Genomic DNA, 15,626 nt, shown 5'->3' on the forward strand with positions numbered 1-15,626 from the left:
GGGCGGTTCAGTCGTTGTGCAGCTCGTTGGCAGCAAACAGGGTGTTCTCAAGCAGCGTGGCTATGGTCATCGGGCCGACACCGCCGGGAACCGGGGTGATGTACGCGGCGCGTTCAGCGGCAACTTCAAACTCCACATCGCCCTTGAGCTTGCCATCGGCCATCCGGTTGATACCAACGTCGATCACGGTGGCGCCCGGCTTGATCCATTCGCCTTTGACTAGCCCCGGCTTGCCCGCTGCGGCAATAACGATGTCTGCTTCGCCGACGACCTTGGCCAAGTCCTTGGTAAAGCGGTGAGCCACGGTTATGGTGGCGCCTTTGAGCAGCAGTTCCATGGCCATTGGGCGGCCCACGATGTTGGAAGCGCCTACAATAACGGCGTGCTGCCCCTTATACGGGGTGTTTACGCTGTCCAGCAGGGTGATGATGCCTGCGGGCGTGCAGGGGCGCAATTCCGGGCGTCGCTGGACAAGGCGGCCGATATTGAATGGATGGAAGCCGTCCACGTCTTTGTCTGGGCGAATTTTGACCAGAATCGGATCGGCGTCCAGATGCTCTGGAAGCGGAAGTTGAACGAGGATGCCGTCTACCGAAGGGTTCTCGTTTAATTCGTCGATCAGGGACTCCAGGGCTGCCTGAGAGGTGTCTGCAGGTAGATCGTAAGACAGCGACAGAATGCCGGCTTCTTCGCAGGCTTTGCGTTTGTTGCCCACATATACCTGCGAAGCCGGATCGCTGCCAACCAGCACTACGGCCAATCCGGGGGCACGCAGGCCTTTCTCTCTGCGCTCTTCAACCCCTGCGGCCACCTGCTGGCGAACGTGGGCTGCAATTTCTTTTCCGTTGATCAGTTCTGCGGTCATGTTGGTGTCTTTCGATTCAGCCTTTCTAAAGGCGCGCATTGTCTCATGCTTCGGCCCAGACTCCAATCCGTTGAATGTTGTGGATACCCGAGTGCCAACTGGTGATAGAATAGGTCGGCGAGCAGGGTCAAATAGTCTGTTCTGGCGCCTCCTTAAGAGGAAAATCTGAAATCGTTGTTGACGAGCAGGATTCCCACGGGTAATATGCGCGCCAACTTTGCTGAGGCACTTGTTGTTCAGTCGAATCGGGGTATAGCGCAGTCTGGTAGCGCGCCTGCTTTGGGAGCAGGATGTCGGGAGTTCGAATCTCTCTACCCCGACCATTTTCTGAATATTCGGGTGGGCGAACGGTTAAGCGCCCGTAGCTCAGCTGGATAGAGCATCCGCCTTCTAAGCGGATGGTCGCAGGTTCGAGTCCTGCCGGGCGCGCCATTAAGCCGTCGGTATGGTAAGTGCCGCGGCCGCCGTCACCAGCAAAGTTGAAGTGTCAAAAGCTGGCCTTGCGCCAGGGTGTCGAAAGACACTGTCCAATGTGGTGGACGTAGCTCAGTTGGTAGAGCTCAGGATTGTGACTCCTGCGGTCGAGGGTTCGAACCCCTTCGTCCACCCCACTTTTTCAAGTTGATTTCCGCGTTTGCAGAACCTTAAGATGTCCTTAAAGGGCAATCTGGTCCTGTGCCTGATGTGCGAAAGTGGCGGAACTGGTAGACGCGCTGGATTTAGGTTCCAGTGGGGCAACCCGTGAGAGTTCGAGTCTCTCCTTTCGCACCATTTTTCTGCTGTTCTCTGTTCCCCTTTCTCTCCTTTTCGTTCCTGGCCTTACAAGGGCAGTTCTGCGGTTATCAAAAATGTTCGTCCGTTTTCTACGCTGGGCAGTGTGTTGAGTGTAGAGGTTGTAAACCCGGGGGCGGCAGGTAGCCAGAAATCCTCATTCAGCAAGTTGTGTATGTAGCCTTTCAGTTTTAGCTGAGTCAATTGTGCGAGTGTCAGAGTGCCATTGAGACTGATGTTATGGATGCCTTCGGCCGGAGGGTTCAGCTCACTTCGAGATGGGGTGACAACCACGTTGTCCTGGTAGTGACTGTGGTAGTTGTCAAATAACGCCAGGCTCCAGTCCTTGTTGCGATAGCCGACCCCAACTTTGACAACGTAATCGGGTTGCAGGGTGGTGTCTTTCGTTCCGTCCTGATTTTCGCTGTGTTGCCAGCTTGCCGCGCCCGAAACATACCAGTTAGGGTGGGGGATGTACTTCGCTTCCAGTTCGACCCCTTCGGTTTCAAGCTGATCCTCATTGAAGAAGCTGATGACCCCCGGAGATTGGGGTTGCCTGACAATCAGGTTGTCCTGCTCGGTGTGGTAGAAGGTTATGGCAGACTGAAAGCTGCTCAGATTATAGAACAGCTGGAAGTCCCAGGTTTTTACGGTCTCGTGTTCAAGGGCGGGGTTGCCTATCAGGGACAGGGCGGGGGTCACGATGGCAACATCCTGTTCAAGTGCATAAGGCGCCCGAAAAGCTTCGGCATACATCAGTTTGGCGCCAAAGGCCTCATCAAAGTGCTGAATGATTCCAATTCTTGGTGATGTGTTGCTGCTGATCCCTTCCGCCTTGTTAAGTTGCAGGCCACCAATGAAGCGCGTGTTTTGCCACTGGTACTCCAGCTGGGCGTAGGCGGCGTAAAGATCATTGCGCCAGCGGGGCAAAAACGGGTAGGGCTCATCCACACGCGCCAGCAAAGTGTCGTAGGTCAGCCCCGTCACCAGCTGAAGATCGTCGCTGAACCGTCCCTGAAGCTGGACTTCAACACGGCTGTCGTCCGTCCTGTAATTGATGGGCCCGAAGACGCCGACCGTTGGCTCCTGCAGTTCGGTTCGAACCCGAACATGGGAGACATTTATTTTCCCCTGCCAGTTCGCGTTTAACTGGTAGTCATATCCGAGGTCAATGAACGTGCGCTCATTGACGCTGTGTCCTTCGGCGAGGGCCAGCTGGGAGCCGCGAATATCATCTAAATCTGACCGGCCCCAATGCACAGTTGCATGAAAACCCTGATGGCGAGCGCTAACCAGACCACCGGGGGTTGTCTCCTCGAGGCGAGTGCGAAATTCGCCGCTGTTGTCGTGCATGCTCAGGGTTTCGCCATCGGTCTGGGAGTAACGCAGGGCCATGACGATTTCGCTGTCGTTGTTGGCGGATTCGGCGCCCAGAGACAGACCGGCGGCCACGGCGCCGTTATCTCCGGCGCCAATGCTTATCCTGTCTTCAAGTTCGTTGGCGCGTTTGGTGATGATGTTGATGACGCCGGAATAGGCATTGGTGCCGTACAGCACAGAGCCAGGCCCCCGGATCACTTCTATCTGCCGAATGGCATCCAGCGGAAAAGTGGTCATGACGGCCTGAGTCCATAGGCCTCCACTGTAGCTTTCCCGGTTAAACGGAATTCCGTTCACCAGCATCAGGATGTGATTGTTGTTGACCCTGGGGGCATCGCTGCGCGCTGTGATGCGATACCGGTTGCCTGCCACCGACGTATATGGGGCTAAGCCGGGAATGCGGGCCAGGATTTCTGAAAGATCCCGGCCGCCGAACAATTCGATTTCTTCTGCTGTGTATACCGTGATGATGCCGGGCGAATCGCTGGCTGTGCTGGGCAGCTTTGACGCCGTGCTGACGGTGAGGTTCAGCAGTCCCTCCAGATCAAGTTTTGCCAGCTCAGGGTGACGACTGGCTTCTGCCTGGCTGGCCAGGATGACGGCGAAGATTCCCAGCCATTGGTGCAGGTATCTTCCTGGGGCGTTAAAGGGCGGGAGCCGAGGTATTGATCGTGCCATTGTCCTCTTCCTGCGAGGCAGCCTTGCACCGCTATGCGTGGGGGGCTGAATATTTGGCTGTTCTTATCCTTTCAATCAAGGAAGTCTAGCCGTCTTCATGGGTATTTCCACTGGGTGCCGCGCTGATGCTGGCTGTTTTGTGAACGACTCTGGCTATTTGCATTACCGGAATTCCCTGGCGGGCCTATACTGGATTACTGAACCCGTCGCAAATTACTCCAAATGATTCTACCCACAATGACAAAAGGGCTTGGGCGTGTGTTGCAGCGTGCGATGGCCTGGTGTGGTTTGACTGCGTGGAAGGTCGCCGGTCCGCTGCGGAGGCTTTTGCGGTCGCTGCTGGTGGTTTTGTGGTTTGGCGGGGGAGTGTCGGCACTGGCTTTCGGTTCCGGGGCGGCTGATGAAGTCAGGGCGTTCATCCTGCTTCGGCTGGCGGGTCAGATATACTGGTCGCCGTCGTCAGGCATTGACGATCAGGAGTCGACCTACCGCTTGTGCATCTATCGTAACCCCGCCTTTTTTAACGAAGTGCAGGCGCTCTTGCAGGCTCGTCAACTGCAGGGCAATAGAGTTCAGCTGGTTCAGACTGAGCGGCTGGGGCAGCTTGCGGGTTGCCACATTGCGTATGTCGGGGATGTGTCTCAGGACGAGGTTAATCGTATCGTCTTAATGGGCATGTTGCAGAGTACCGTGTTTGTGGCCAGTAGTGATCAGAGCGCAAAAGCGGGGTTGCATATTCGTCTCTATCTGGGGGAATCGGATACGTTTGATGTTGAGATAAACCGGGCAGCGTTTGCGCTTGGTGGGAATGAGCCGTCCGCCTCCTTTCTCAAGCTGGCAGGTAAGGTCTACGATTCATTGGGCTATGGTGAGGTAGAGCCATGAGGGGGCCGTGGTCATCGATCCAGTCAAAGCTGGTGTTCTTGATTGCCGGGATCTCAATGGTGACGGTGTTGGTGGGCTTTTCACTGGTGACTGAACGCTTTGCCCAATCATTGAGGGATTCGCTGGAAAACGATTCATTGTCACTGGCCCAGCGGCTGGTCGTGGACAGCGCGGCGTATCTCTCGCTGGGTATGGCCGGTCAGGCGCGCGACAACCTGCTCGATAAAGTTGTGCTCAATTCGCCACATTCGCTGGCGCTGTTTGATGAGCAGGGTGGGTTGTTTGCCGAAATTGAGCGTGGTGGGGGGCAGATAGTGGTCGACGACTATCGTCCCGAGTCTGCGGTCATCTGGGAAAGTGACTGGTTGCATATCTATCAGCCGGTTGAGGATTCCCTGGACCAGCGAATTGGTACCCTTTATCTGAAGATTTCGTTGTCACAGCTCAGTCACAGAATGCGGGCTTTTGTCGGTGTGTTGCTGGTGTTGCTGTTGGTCATGCTGGCGTTGGCCTATTTCCTGGCCCGGCTCATGCAACGTTATATTTCCGGTCCCATCCTGACGCTTGCCGATATCAGTCGTCAGGTCCGTGATCACCAGAACTATTCATTGCGTGCGCCGGTCAAATCCAGTGATGAGATAGGGGTCCTGTCGCAGACGTTCAACGACATGCTGGAAACCATCGAGCAACAGCAGGCGTTTCGTGACAAGGTTGAGCAGAGCCTGCGCATCAAGGAGGAGAGGCTGGAGCGGGCGGTGGCTGAACTCCAGTACATGGCTAACTACGATAGCCTGACAGGGTTGCCCAATCGGGCTTTGTGCATGGACCGGATCGAGTTGGCGATTCGGCATGCGTCACGAACCCGGACCTATGCCGGGATCATCTATCTCGATCTGGACCATTTCAAGGACGTTAATGACTCGCTCGGTCATGCCGTGGGGGATGAGCTCCTGAAGGCAACGGCGGAAAGGTTGTCGGATGTGTTGCGGGAGGAGGATACCCTGGCCCGGATTGGCGGTGACGAGTTCGTGATCATCACCACAGACTTCTCCAGTTCAGACCAAATCATTCCACTGGTCAGCAAGGTGGTGGAGCGCTTTGAGCAGAACTTCACTGTTGGCAGGTATTCGGTCCAGTCCACCGTGAGCCTTGGGGTCTGTGTCTACCCGGACGATGGCGACAGTGTGGATGCCCTGATGAAGGCGGCGGATGCTGCCATGTATAAGGCCAAGGATGTGGGGCGTAATACATACGCATTCTTTGAGGCTGAAATGAACCGCATGGCTGTGTGGCGGCAGCAGCTGGGCAGTGAGTTGCAGCATGCGATTGACCGCGACGAGCTTTACCTGGTCTTCCAGCCGAAGGTCGCACTCGAAAGTGGTCAGATAAGTGGGGCTGAAGTACTGCTCAGATGGGAGCATCCGGAATTTGGAAGTGTTTCACCGGCGGACTTCATTCCTGTCGCCGAACACACCGGCCTGATTTATCGTATTGGTCTTTGGGTATTAGAACAGGCCTGTGAGGCTGTGAGCCGCTGGCGGGACGTCGGTCTGGAAGGGGTCACCGTCGCGGTCAATCTTTCAGCGGCCCAGTTCCGGCAGGCCGACCTGGTTGAGCATATTGCGGCAATCCTGGCGCGGCATAATGTGCCCCCCCAGACTCTGGAGCTAGAGATTACTGAGAGCATGCTGGTCCGGGATGTGGATCAGGCCATCCGGATGCTGAAACGAATCAAGCTCCTGGGGCTTCGGGTGGCTATTGATGATTTCGGTACAGGGTTTTCTTCGCTCAGTTACCTGAGAAAGTTTCCGCTTGATGCGCTTAAGATCGACCGTTCGTTTATCATGGATCTCGGTAAGAACAGGGATGACACTGCCATTGCCCTGGCAATAATCTCGATGGCCAGCAGCCTCCGGCTCAAGGTGGTGGCAGAAGGTGTGGAGACGCCGGCCCAGTGGTCGTTTCTGGCGGGGCATCTGTGTGACGAGGTGCAAGGATTCCTGATCAGTCCTGGCCTCAGGGAATCAGAATTTATCAGCTTCTATAAATCCTTCTCTTTGGATGAAGTGATTGCCAGTCGGAACGTTTAGGCGGGGGCGGGCAGGCTGAAGTCCCTCAAGCGTCCCGTTGCTCAGTGTGGGCGCGGTTCCTCTCCATCAGAATCTATCGGCCAGGTGATTCTCTCTCCCGTGAATTCCATGGTAGACTACCGCTTTTAATTTTTGCGCTATTCGGGGGCAGCCCCGGGTGCCAAATTTAACCATTCATACACTACTGACCGGTAATTCGAGGAACTTCCATGCAAGTGTCTGTTGAAACGACATCCAACATCGAACGTCGCATGACAATCGGTGTGCCCGCCCAGGAAATTGACGCGGCGGTTCAAAAACGCCTTCAGGAGACTGCGCGTACCGTTCGCCTGAACGGTTTTCGTCCGGGTAAAGTGCCCCTGAGCGTTGTTAAGCGTCGTTTCGGTGCCAGCGTTCGTCAGGAAATTGTTGGCGAAGTCATGCGTGACAACTACATGAAGGCTCTGGAAGAGCAGGAAATTGTTCCGGCTGGCTGGCCGAAGTTCGAGCCCAAGTCCCTGGAAGAAGGCAAGGACCTCGAGTTCGTTGCCATCTTCGAAGTGCTTCCTGAAATCGAGCTGGGTGACCTGAGCAAGATCGCCGTTGAAAAGCCGGTGTCAGAAATTGCTGACAAAGACGTCGATACCATGATCGACAACCTGCGTCGTCAGCAGGCCACCATGAAGTCTGTGAAGCGCAAGTCCAAGAACAAGGACATCGTGACCATCGACTTCAAGGGTTCCATCGACGGTGAAGAGTTTGAAGGCGGTGCCGCCGAGGGTCAGCGTCTGACTCTGGGCTCCGGTCAGATGATTCCTGGCTTTGAGAAGGCGATTGTCGGCGGCAAAGCCGGCGAAGAGCTGGAAATCGAGGTAACCTTCCCTGAGGATTACCACAACGAAGAACTGGCGGGCAAGCCGGCCAAGTTCGACATCAAGATTCACGAAGTTCAGGAGCCTCAGCTGCCGGAACTGGACGAAGAGTTCTTCAAGAAGTTCGGCATTGAGGCCGACAGCGAAGAATCCTTCCGTGCCGAAGTCCAGAAAAACATGGAGCGTGAGCTGAAGCAGGCCGTGTCCAACAAGGTCAAGAATGACGTTGTTGACGGACTCCTGGAAGTGACAGAGCTGGAGGTTCCTGAGTCTCTGATCGACCAGGAAATTGATCGTCTGCGCCAGGAAGCTGTTCAGCGTTTTGGTGGTCAGGTTGATTTCCAGCAGCTGCCGAAGGAAATTTTCCAGGATCAGGCGGCGCGTCGCGTGAAGACTGGCCTGCTGTTCCAGGAAGTGATCAAGAAGAACGACCTGAAGGCTGACGATGCCAAGGTTGAAGAAAAGATCCAGGAGATCGCTTCTACCTACGAGCAGCCTGAAGAAGTCATCGCCCACTTCAGCAGCCCGGAGCAGAAAGGCCAGATCGAATCCGTGGTTCTGGAAGATGCGGTGGTTGACCTGGTTCTGGAGCAGGCCAAAGTCAAAGAAAAGAAAATGAAGTACGAAGAAGCAGTGAAGGCTGGCCAGCCTCAGCGCTGATCGCTTTCGGCCTGAACAGGTCTGAAAACTGCCAAATGACAACAGCCGGTTTATCCGGCTGTTTTCATCTTGGGCTCAGGGTGGCAAAGTAATGCCTTGGCGATGAAGAAAAACAGTAAAAGCGTAAGCAGGTCAAACCCCGGTGGCCGGAAGGTCACGCAACGTCCAGAAGGAGTTCAGGCGTATCATGATGCAAAAACCTTTTGATGGTTCCGCAATCATTACCAATTCAGGCCTGGTGCCGATTGTTATCGAGCAGACCGCCCGTGGCGAACGTTCTTTCGATATTTATTCCCGTCTGCTCAAAGAGCGGGTGATCTTCATGGTAGGTCAGGTTGAGGATCATATGGCCAACCTGATTGTGGCCCAGCTGCTGTTCCTCGAGTCAGAGAATCCGGACAAGGACATCCATCTTTACATCAACAGTCCCGGAGGCTCTGTCACCGCCGGTATGTCCATTTACGACACAATGCAGTTTATCAAGCCGGACGTGTCCACTCTGTGTGTGGGGCAGGCGGCCAGCATGGGGGCTTTCCTTCTGGCTGGTGGTGCTCCGGGCAAGCGTGCCTGTTTGCCCAACTCCCGTGTCATGATTCACCAGCCTCTGGGTGGTTATCAGGGGCAAGCCACGGATATCGAGATCCATACTCGTGAGATCCTGAAAATCCGCAGTACCCTGAACCGGATTCTGGCAGAGCACACCGGACAGGATCTGGAAACCATTGAAAAAGACACTGAGCGCGACAATTTCATGGATCCGGCACAGGCCAAGGAGTACGGCCTGATCGATTCAATACTTGATAAGCGCGTCCCGAATACATAATACTGGGACTAATTGCTCCAATATCGGCCGGCGGCAGGTAGGACCTGCGCCGGCAAATCCTGAACAGAGGTAATTCAATGGCAGATGATAGAAACGGCAGAGGCGACGATAACGGCAAGTTGCTGTACTGCTCGTTTTGCGGCAAGAGCCAGCATGAAGTACGTAAACTCATTGCAGGGCCCTCGGTGTTCATCTGCGACGAGTGTGTCGACCTGTGCAACGACATCATCCGGGAAGAGATTCAGGAGAGTTCGCAGGAAGAAGCCAGTGATCGTCTGCCTACGCCCGACGAGATCCGCCGTACTCTGAATGAGTACGTGATCGGACAGGACCGGGCCAAGGTCGTGCTGGCTGTCGCAGTTTACAACCACTACAAGCGTCTGCGTTACGGGGAAGGCAAGTCTGATGTCGAGCTCGGTAAGAGTAACATCCTGCTGATTGGCCCGACCGGTAGCGGCAAGACCCTGCTGGCGGAAACGCTGGCCCGCATGCTCAATGTACCGTTCACGATTGCCGATGCCACCACGCTGACCGAAGCTGGTTATGTCGGTGAGGACGTCGAAAACATCATCCAGAAGCTGCTGCAGAAGTGTGACTATGACGTCGACAAGGCCCAGCGCGGTATTGTCTACATCGATGAGATCGACAAGATCTCCCGAAAGTCCGACAACCCTTCCATTACCCGGGATGTGTCCGGGGAAGGGGTTCAGCAGGCACTGCTCAAGCTGATCGAAGGTACGGTTGCCTCAGTGCCGCCCCAGGGTGGCCGCAAGCATCCCCAGCAGGAATTCCTGCAAGTGGATACCAGTAACATCCTGTTTATCTGTGGCGGCGCCTTTGCGGGTCTCGACCGGGTCATCCAGGATCGTTCTGAGCGCAGCAGTATCGGCTTCTCTGCCGCGGTGGTCAGTCAGGACGACACCAAGAGTACCGGGGATATCATCAAGGACGTGGTCACTGAAGATCTGGTCAAGTACGGACTGATTCCGGAGTTCGTCGGTCGTCTGCCGGTGGTGGCAACACTGACCGAGCTGGACGAAGCGGCGCTGGTGCAGATCCTGACCGAGCCAAAGAACGCACTGACCAAGCAGTATCAGAAGCTCTTTGAGATGGAAGGTGTGGAACTCGACTTCCGTGAAGATGCCCTGCGTGCCGTGGCTCGCAAGGCCATGGAGCGGAAGACCGGTGCCCGTGGTCTGCGTTCGATCATGGAAGCAACCTTGCTGGATACCATGTATCAGATTCCTTCCGAGAACGACGTGTCTAAGGTTGTGATCGATGAGAGCGTGATTGATGGCGAATCCGAGCCATTCAAGATCTACGCAAGCTCCGATCATGCTAAAGCAGCGTCGGCGGATGACTGAATAATATCTGCGTATCCTGAGGTGTTAGAAAAGGGCGGTTTCCGCCCTTTTTTATTGCCTGTCCCGGGGACTGTCTCCCGGATACCTGCCTTGATCTTCTATTACAAAACCCGTTGTAAACACATTGCAATTTTCACAAGCGCCCCAATGAACGATGGTAAGCTGAAAGAAACAAAGTCAGAGGATTTCTTATGACCCTGATTCCCGAAGAGTCCGTGCAAACGTATCCCATGCTCCCGTTACGGGATGTTGTGGTGTTCCCGCACATGGTGGTTCCGCTGTTTGTGGGGCGCGACAAGTCAATACTGGCACTGGAAGCCGCGATGGAGGGTAGCAAGGAGATCCTTCTGGTAGCCCAGCGTGATGCGGGTACTGATGAGCCGGGCCCGGATGATGTCTACAACATGGGTACCCTGGCAACGGTGCTGCAGCTGCTGCGGCTACCGGACGGCACCGTCAAGGTGTTGGTGGAGGGTAATACCCGGGCGCGGATTGAAGCGATTGAAGAGAGCGACTACCTGACCGGACAGGCGCTGTTGATGGAGGATGACACCCTGCCGGAGCGTGAGGGTGGCGTGCTGCTGAAGACCCTGATGGATGAGTTCGAGAAATACGTCAAACTCTCCAAAAAGGTGCCTTCGGAAGTATCCAATGCGCTGACCGGTATCACCGAGATCGATCGCCTCGTGGATACCATGGCCGCTCACCTGGAGCTGCGCATCCCTGAGAAGCAGGAGCTGCTTGAGGCTCTGGATGTCAGCCAGCGAGTGGACTTGCTGCTGGGCAAGCTGGATGGTGAGATCGACCTGATTGAGGTTGAGAAGCGCATTCGTGGGCGCGTCAAGAAGCAGATGGAGCGTAGTCAGCGCGAGTACTACCTCAACGAGCAGATGAAAGCGATCCAGAAGGAAATGGGGCAGCTGGGTGAGGGCGCGAGTGATTTCGATGAGCTGGAACAGAAGCTCGAAGAAGCCGGTTTGCCAGAAGAGGCCCGCAAGAAAACAGAGTCAGAGCTCAACAAGCTCAAGATGATGTCGCCCATGTCTGCAGAAGCAACCGTGGTGCGGGGCTATATCGACTGGATGCTGGCGGTTCCCTGGAAGAAGCGCAGTCGCGTCCGTCACGATCTTGAAAAGGCCAAGGAAATCCTTGATCAGGACCACTATGGCCTGGAAGAAGTGAAGAAACGAATTCTTGAGTATCTGGCGGTACAAAGCCGGGTCAAGAAAGTGAAAGGCCCTGTGTTGTGTCTGGTCGGACCTCCCGGGGTGGGTAAAACCTCGCTTGGGCAGTCGATCGCCCGCGCAACCAACCGCAAGTATACCCGCATGGCATTGGGTGGGGTTCGCGATGAGGCGGAGATCCGGGGTCACCGCAAGACCTACATCGGAGCCTTGCCGGGCAAATTGCTGCAGAAGCTGGCCAAGGTTGGTGTGAAGAACCCCCTGTTCCTGTTTGACGAGATCGACAAGATGGGGATGGACCATCGGGGTGATCCGGCGTCGGCTCTGCTTGAAGTGCTGGATCCGGAACAGAACCACACCTTCAATGACCATTATCTGGAAGTGGACTACGACCTTTCAGACGTGATGTTTGTGTGTACCTCCAACTCCATGGATATCCCACCGGCTCTGCTGGATCGGATGGAAATCATCCGCATCCCGGGATACACCGAGGATGAGAAGGTCAACATCGCTCAGCGTTACCTGTTGCCGAAGCAGATCAAGGCGAACGGGTTGTCGGAGAAGGAGCTGGAGCTTCCGGAAGAGACCATGCGCAACCTGATCCGCTACTACACCCGGGAGGCCGGTGTGCGTGGTCTGGAGCGTGAAATCGCCAAGATCTGCCGCAAGGTGGTTCGGGAACATGTGGAAAGCGGTAAGCGGGACGCGCTGTCGCTGACGGCAGAGATGCTGGAAGACTACTCCGGTGTTCAGAAGTTCAGTTACGGCCTGGCGGAAGAGAAAAACCAGATCGGGCAGGTGACTGGTCTGGCCTGGACCCAGGTTGGTGGTGAGCTGCTGACCATCGAATGTGCTCTGACCAAAGGTAAGGGGCGGGTCATTAAGACCGGCTCCCTGGGTGATGTCATGCAGGAGTCTATTCAGGCTGCTCTGACAGTGGTCAGAAGTCGGGCTGCCGGCCTTGGCTTCAGTGATGATTTTCACGAAAAGCACGACCTTCACGTCCATGTGCCGGAAGGTGCAACCCCGAAAGACGGTCCCAGTGCCGGTATCGGCATGTGTACTGCGCTGGTGTCAGCGCTGACCCAGAATCCGGTGCGGGCCGACGTGGCCATGACCGGAGAGATCACTCTGCGGGGGCGTGTGCTGGCCATTGGCGGGCTCAAGGAGAAGCTGTTGGCGGCCCATCGTGGCGGCATTAAAACAGTGATCATCCCTGATGAAAATGTTCGGGATCTCAAGGAGATACCGGGCAATATCAAGGATTCTCTGGAGATTCGCCCGGTTAAGTGGATCGACGAAGTGCTGGATATCGCACTGGCCTATCCGCCAGAGCCGCTGGGGGAAGGGGTGTCGTCCGAAGGGGGCGCAGCCAATCCCCGGGACGATGAAGGCGATGCGGCAGAGCGCATAAATACCCATTAAACCCGCGTTGCGTTGTTGACATGCCGGAGAGCCCGTTGGTATAACTGTTTCGCCGTGAAGCAGCCAATACCAAGGGCTCCCGCGCAGTTAATGCCTATTCCGACATGCGGTTTGTAACCGAATGGAATAAAAAAAGTGAAGAATGGAATTCTCTGACTGCCTATGCGATAGTCGGGAACGTCCTAGAAAAAAAACTTATCTATAACATCTTCAACCTGAAATCGAAGGGGTTTAGTGTGAACAAGTCCGAACTTATCGATGCAATTGCAGAGTCTGCTGATATTTCCAAAGCCAGCGCTGGTCGCGCTCTGGATGCAATGACCACCGCTGTAACAGATGCCCTGAAAACAGGAGATCAGGTGACTCTGATCGGTTTCGGTACCTTCTCTGTGAAGGAGCGTGCAGCCCGTACTGGTCGCAACCCGCAAACTGGCGCGGAGATCAAGATCCCGGCGTCCAAAGTACCTGGCTTCAAAGCCGGTAAGGCCCTGAAAGACGCCGTTAAGTAACGGTTCTTTCGCTCAGCAGCATGACTGCTGGGACGCCTGAAGCAGCCAGGAACTGATTCCGGGCTGCTTCAAAAGAACTTGAGGCGCATTCCGATCCGGGTGCGCCTTTTTACGTTCCAGACCACACTGAACAATTAGAGGCCTGACGCTGCCGCTTTCCACTCCCTGGAGTCTATTCGGGCGGGGGTCATCGGACGGCGATCCGGGAGGAACATGCTTCAAGATATTCGGGATAACGCCCAAGGCACTATTGCCAAGATTATTATCGTTGTGTTGATTGTTTCCCTGTCCATCTGGGGAATGGACGCCATTATTGGCGGCTTCTCCGGAGAACCGGAGGTGGCGACAGTTAATGGTGAGGAGATTACCGAGCGCGAGTATCTGCGGGTTGTGCAGATGGAAAGCCAGCGCCGGCTGAGCCAGATGGAAACGCCGGACCCGTCACTGCTGGATGAAAACCTGATTCGTCGTGAAGTTCTGGAAGGGCTGGTGCAGGAGCGGGTTCTCACTCAGGATGCGGCGGCACAAGGTCTTGAACTGTCTGACGCCGATATTGACAGCCTGATCACCCAGATGCCCCAGTTCCAGCTTGATGGTCGTTTCAACAGTGATCAGTTCCTGGCTGTGGTTCGTAATAACTACGGCATGGGCATTGCTGAATTCCGCGAGGCGTTGCGCACCCAGGTGGTGGTCAACCATATCCGGTCCGGTATCAGCCAGAGCGGGTTTATTGCCAAAGCCGGGGCTGAGAAGCTGATGGGGTTGCAGGGCCAGACCCGTGACTTCCGTACTCTGGCGCTCTCCGCAGAAGAAGTTGCAGATGAGGTGGCGGTGAGCGACGAGGACATCGCCGAATACTATCAGGCTAATCAGGCTCTGTTCATGCGGCCTGAAACCGTGACGGCTGAATACATTACCTTGTCACTTGGCGCAGTGGCCGATCCTGAAGACGTGTCTGAGGCTGATGTTCAGGCCCGCTATGAGGAGCGTGCGGCGGAAATGGCCAATGAAGAGCGTCAGACTGCACATATCCTGATTGAGGATGGAGACGAAGCTGAACTGACCATCGCCGAGGTTGAGCAAAAGCTTGCGGATGGCGAGGATTTCGCTGAGCTGGCCAAGACCTACTCCGCGGATATCGCGTCTGCCGGAAATGGTGGTGATGTTGGCTACGTTGGTCGTGGACTGTTCGATCCGGCTTATGAAGAGGCCATGTTCGCACTGAACATTGGCGAGGTTTCAGGGCCTGTGCGTAGCTCGTTTGGTACCCACTTCATCAAGTTGCTCGATGTGCGTGAGTCAGAGGTTCCGGGTCTTGACGTCATGGCGGACGATATCCGCGCTGAGCTCGCGCTTGAGCGTGCCGGCGAAGCCTACGCCAAAGCCCGCTCTGATCTGGCTGATTCGGCCTATTCCGCAGATAACCTGATGGACCCGGCCAGTGAGCTGGGCCTGGAGTTACGGGAAAAGGATGGGGTGACCCGGGACGGCGGAATGCCTCCTTTCGATCATGCCGGCCTATTGCGTCAGCTTTACTCCGAGGATGTTCTTGAAGAAGGCTATAACACCGAGCTGATTGATGTTGGTGACAATGTCTCGGTGGTCGCGCGGGTTAAAGAACACTTCCCTGCGGCGCAGTTGCCACTGGATGAGGTGGAAGGCGTGATTCGTGCCACGCTTGAACAGCAGAAGACCCGGGAGCTGCTGGCGGCTCGTGCCGAGGAAATCATTCAGGCGCTGACTTCAGGGCGTAGCCTGGATGAGCTGGATTCGGTGTCGGCCGAATGGCAATCTCACGTCGCTCAGGATCGCAACGCAGCGACAACCATGCCCGCAGTCGTTGCCAAGGCGTTCTCTATGCCGCGCCCAGAGTCGGGTGCTGCGGTCTACGGTCGTGCGGAGACAGCTTCTGGTGTTGTTGTCGTCGCGCTGGATGCGGTGAACGACAACGTAGAAGATATCGACGCCACTGAGCTGACGCAGCTGAGCCGCTTTATGGCGACGCTGCAGGGGCAGCGTGAATACGCGGCTTATCAGCAATACCTGCGTGATAACGCGGTTGTAGAGCGTCCGTAAGGTCTGGTCCGGGGGGGATACCCTCCGGGTTGGTATACAAAAAAGCCCGCTGGCGTCAGGTCAGC

10 protein-coding genes and 4 tRNA genes are annotated in these 15,626 nt (G+C 55.7%); 12 read left to right on the top strand and 2 right to left on the bottom strand.

Translation table 11 applies throughout. The annotated features are described in order from the left end of the window. Nucleotides 1–7: 7 nt before the first annotated feature. The gene (folD, locus tag BLV11_RS11125; RefSeq protein WP_091814121.1) at nt 8–865 is read right to left on the bottom strand and encodes a bifunctional methylenetetrahydrofolate dehydrogenase/methenyltetrahydrofolate cyclohydrolase FolD; all 858 of its coding nucleotides are present in this window, start codon (nt 863–865) and stop codon (nt 8–10) included. Between the two features lie 246 nt (nt 866–1,111). Here folD and BLV11_RS11130 point away from each other — a divergent pair. From BLV11_RS11130 to BLV11_RS11145, 4 genes are all read left to right on the top strand, one after another. Next, a tRNA-Pro gene (locus tag BLV11_RS11130) sits at nt 1,112–1,188 on the top strand. A gap of 32 nt (nt 1,189–1,220) precedes the next feature. Then, nucleotides 1,221–1,297: transfer RNA gene (locus BLV11_RS11135), tRNA-Arg, on the top strand. 103 nt (nt 1,298–1,400) lie between these two features. Further along, a tRNA-His gene (locus tag BLV11_RS11140) sits at nt 1,401–1,476 on the top strand. Between the two features lie 75 nt (nt 1,477–1,551). Then, nucleotides 1,552–1,636 (top strand) — tRNA-Leu (locus BLV11_RS11145). Nucleotides 1,637–1,684: 48 nt separating this feature from the next. Here the strand turns inward: BLV11_RS11145 and BLV11_RS18625 are convergent. Then, nucleotides 1,685–3,694 (bottom strand): TonB-dependent receptor plug domain-containing protein, encoded by a 2,010-nt coding sequence (locus BLV11_RS18625; RefSeq protein WP_091813823.1) that lies wholly within the window; start codon nt 3,692–3,694, stop codon nt 1,685–1,687. 237 nt (nt 3,695–3,931) lie between these two features. Here BLV11_RS18625 and BLV11_RS11155 point away from each other — a divergent pair, with 237 nt between their 5' ends. The 8 genes from BLV11_RS11155 to BLV11_RS11190 all read left to right on the top strand — a co-directional run bounded on the left by BLV11_RS11155 (nt 3,932) and on the right by BLV11_RS11190 (nt 15,561). Next, nucleotides 3,932–4,579 carry a YfiR family protein gene (locus BLV11_RS11155; RefSeq protein ID WP_175528331.1) on the top strand — a complete coding sequence of 216 codons (648 nt, stop codon included), beginning with the start codon at nt 3,932–3,934 and terminating at the stop codon, nt 4,577–4,579. Next, a complete protein-coding gene (locus BLV11_RS11160; protein WP_091813829.1) occupies nt 4,576–6,669 on the top strand; it encodes a putative bifunctional diguanylate cyclase/phosphodiesterase in 2,094 nt (697 codons plus the stop codon). The genes BLV11_RS11155 and BLV11_RS11160 overlap by 4 nt, the downstream gene beginning before the upstream one ends. Nucleotides 6,670–6,878: 209 nt before the next feature. Continuing rightward, entirely contained in the window at nt 6,879–8,180 is a 1,302-nt protein-coding gene (gene tig / locus BLV11_RS11165) for a trigger factor (RefSeq protein ID WP_091813833.1), read from the top strand. A 187-nt stretch (nt 8,181–8,367) separates the two neighbouring features. Then, nucleotides 8,368–9,003 carry an ATP-dependent Clp endopeptidase proteolytic subunit ClpP gene (gene clpP / locus BLV11_RS11170; protein WP_091813836.1) on the top strand — a complete coding sequence of 212 codons (636 nt, stop codon included), beginning with the start codon at nt 8,368–8,370 and terminating at the stop codon, nt 9,001–9,003. Nucleotides 9,004–9,080: 77 nt separating this feature from the next. Further along, nucleotides 9,081–10,367, top strand: coding sequence for an ATP-dependent Clp protease ATP-binding subunit ClpX (gene clpX / locus BLV11_RS11175; RefSeq protein WP_091813841.1), 1,287 nt, complete (start codon nt 9,081–9,083; stop codon nt 10,365–10,367). A gap of 191 nt (nt 10,368–10,558) precedes the next feature. Further along, a complete protein-coding gene (gene lon / locus BLV11_RS11180) occupies nt 10,559–12,976 on the top strand; it encodes an endopeptidase La (protein WP_091813845.1) in 2,418 nt (805 codons plus the stop codon). A gap of 236 nt (nt 12,977–13,212) precedes the next feature. Beyond that, entirely contained in the window at nt 13,213–13,485 is a 273-nt protein-coding gene (locus BLV11_RS11185) for an HU family DNA-binding protein (protein WP_091814124.1), read from the top strand. A gap of 213 nt (nt 13,486–13,698) precedes the next feature. Then, complete coding sequence (locus BLV11_RS11190; protein ID WP_091813848.1) at nt 13,699–15,561, top strand: SurA N-terminal domain-containing protein; 1,863 nt, start codon at nt 13,699–13,701, stop codon at nt 15,559–15,561. Nucleotides 15,562–15,626: the final 65 nt, after the last annotated feature.

The organism is Marinobacter mobilis (genome assembly GCF_900106945.1).
In the GTDB taxonomy this organism is placed as follows: domain Bacteria; phylum Pseudomonadota; class Gammaproteobacteria; order Pseudomonadales; family Oleiphilaceae; genus Marinobacter; species Marinobacter mobilis.

Excerpts from the sequence above, each read along its gene's own strand:
- folD (WP_091814121.1), bottom strand. The coding sequence starts at position 865 with ATGACCGCAGAACTGATCAACGGAAAAGAAATTGCAGCCCACGTTCGC.
- BLV11_RS18625 (WP_091813823.1), bottom strand. The coding sequence starts at position 3,694 with ATGGCACGATCAATACCTCGGCTCCCGCCCTTTAACGCCCCAGGAAGA.
- BLV11_RS11155 (WP_175528331.1), top strand. The coding sequence starts at position 3,932 with ATGACAAAAGGGCTTGGGCGTGTGTTGCAGCGTGCGATGGCCTGGTGT.
- BLV11_RS11160 (WP_091813829.1), top strand. The coding sequence starts at position 4,576 with ATGAGGGGGCCGTGGTCATCGATCCAGTCAAAGCTGGTGTTCTTGATT.
- tig (WP_091813833.1), top strand. The coding sequence starts at position 6,879 with ATGCAAGTGTCTGTTGAAACGACATCCAACATCGAACGTCGCATGACA.
- clpP (WP_091813836.1), top strand. The coding sequence starts at position 8,368 with ATGATGCAAAAACCTTTTGATGGTTCCGCAATCATTACCAATTCAGGC.
- clpX (WP_091813841.1), top strand. The coding sequence starts at position 9,081 with ATGGCAGATGATAGAAACGGCAGAGGCGACGATAACGGCAAGTTGCTG.
- lon (WP_091813845.1), top strand. The coding sequence starts at position 10,559 with ATGACCCTGATTCCCGAAGAGTCCGTGCAAACGTATCCCATGCTCCCG.
- BLV11_RS11190 (WP_091813848.1), top strand. The coding sequence starts at position 13,699 with ATGCTTCAAGATATTCGGGATAACGCCCAAGGCACTATTGCCAAGATT.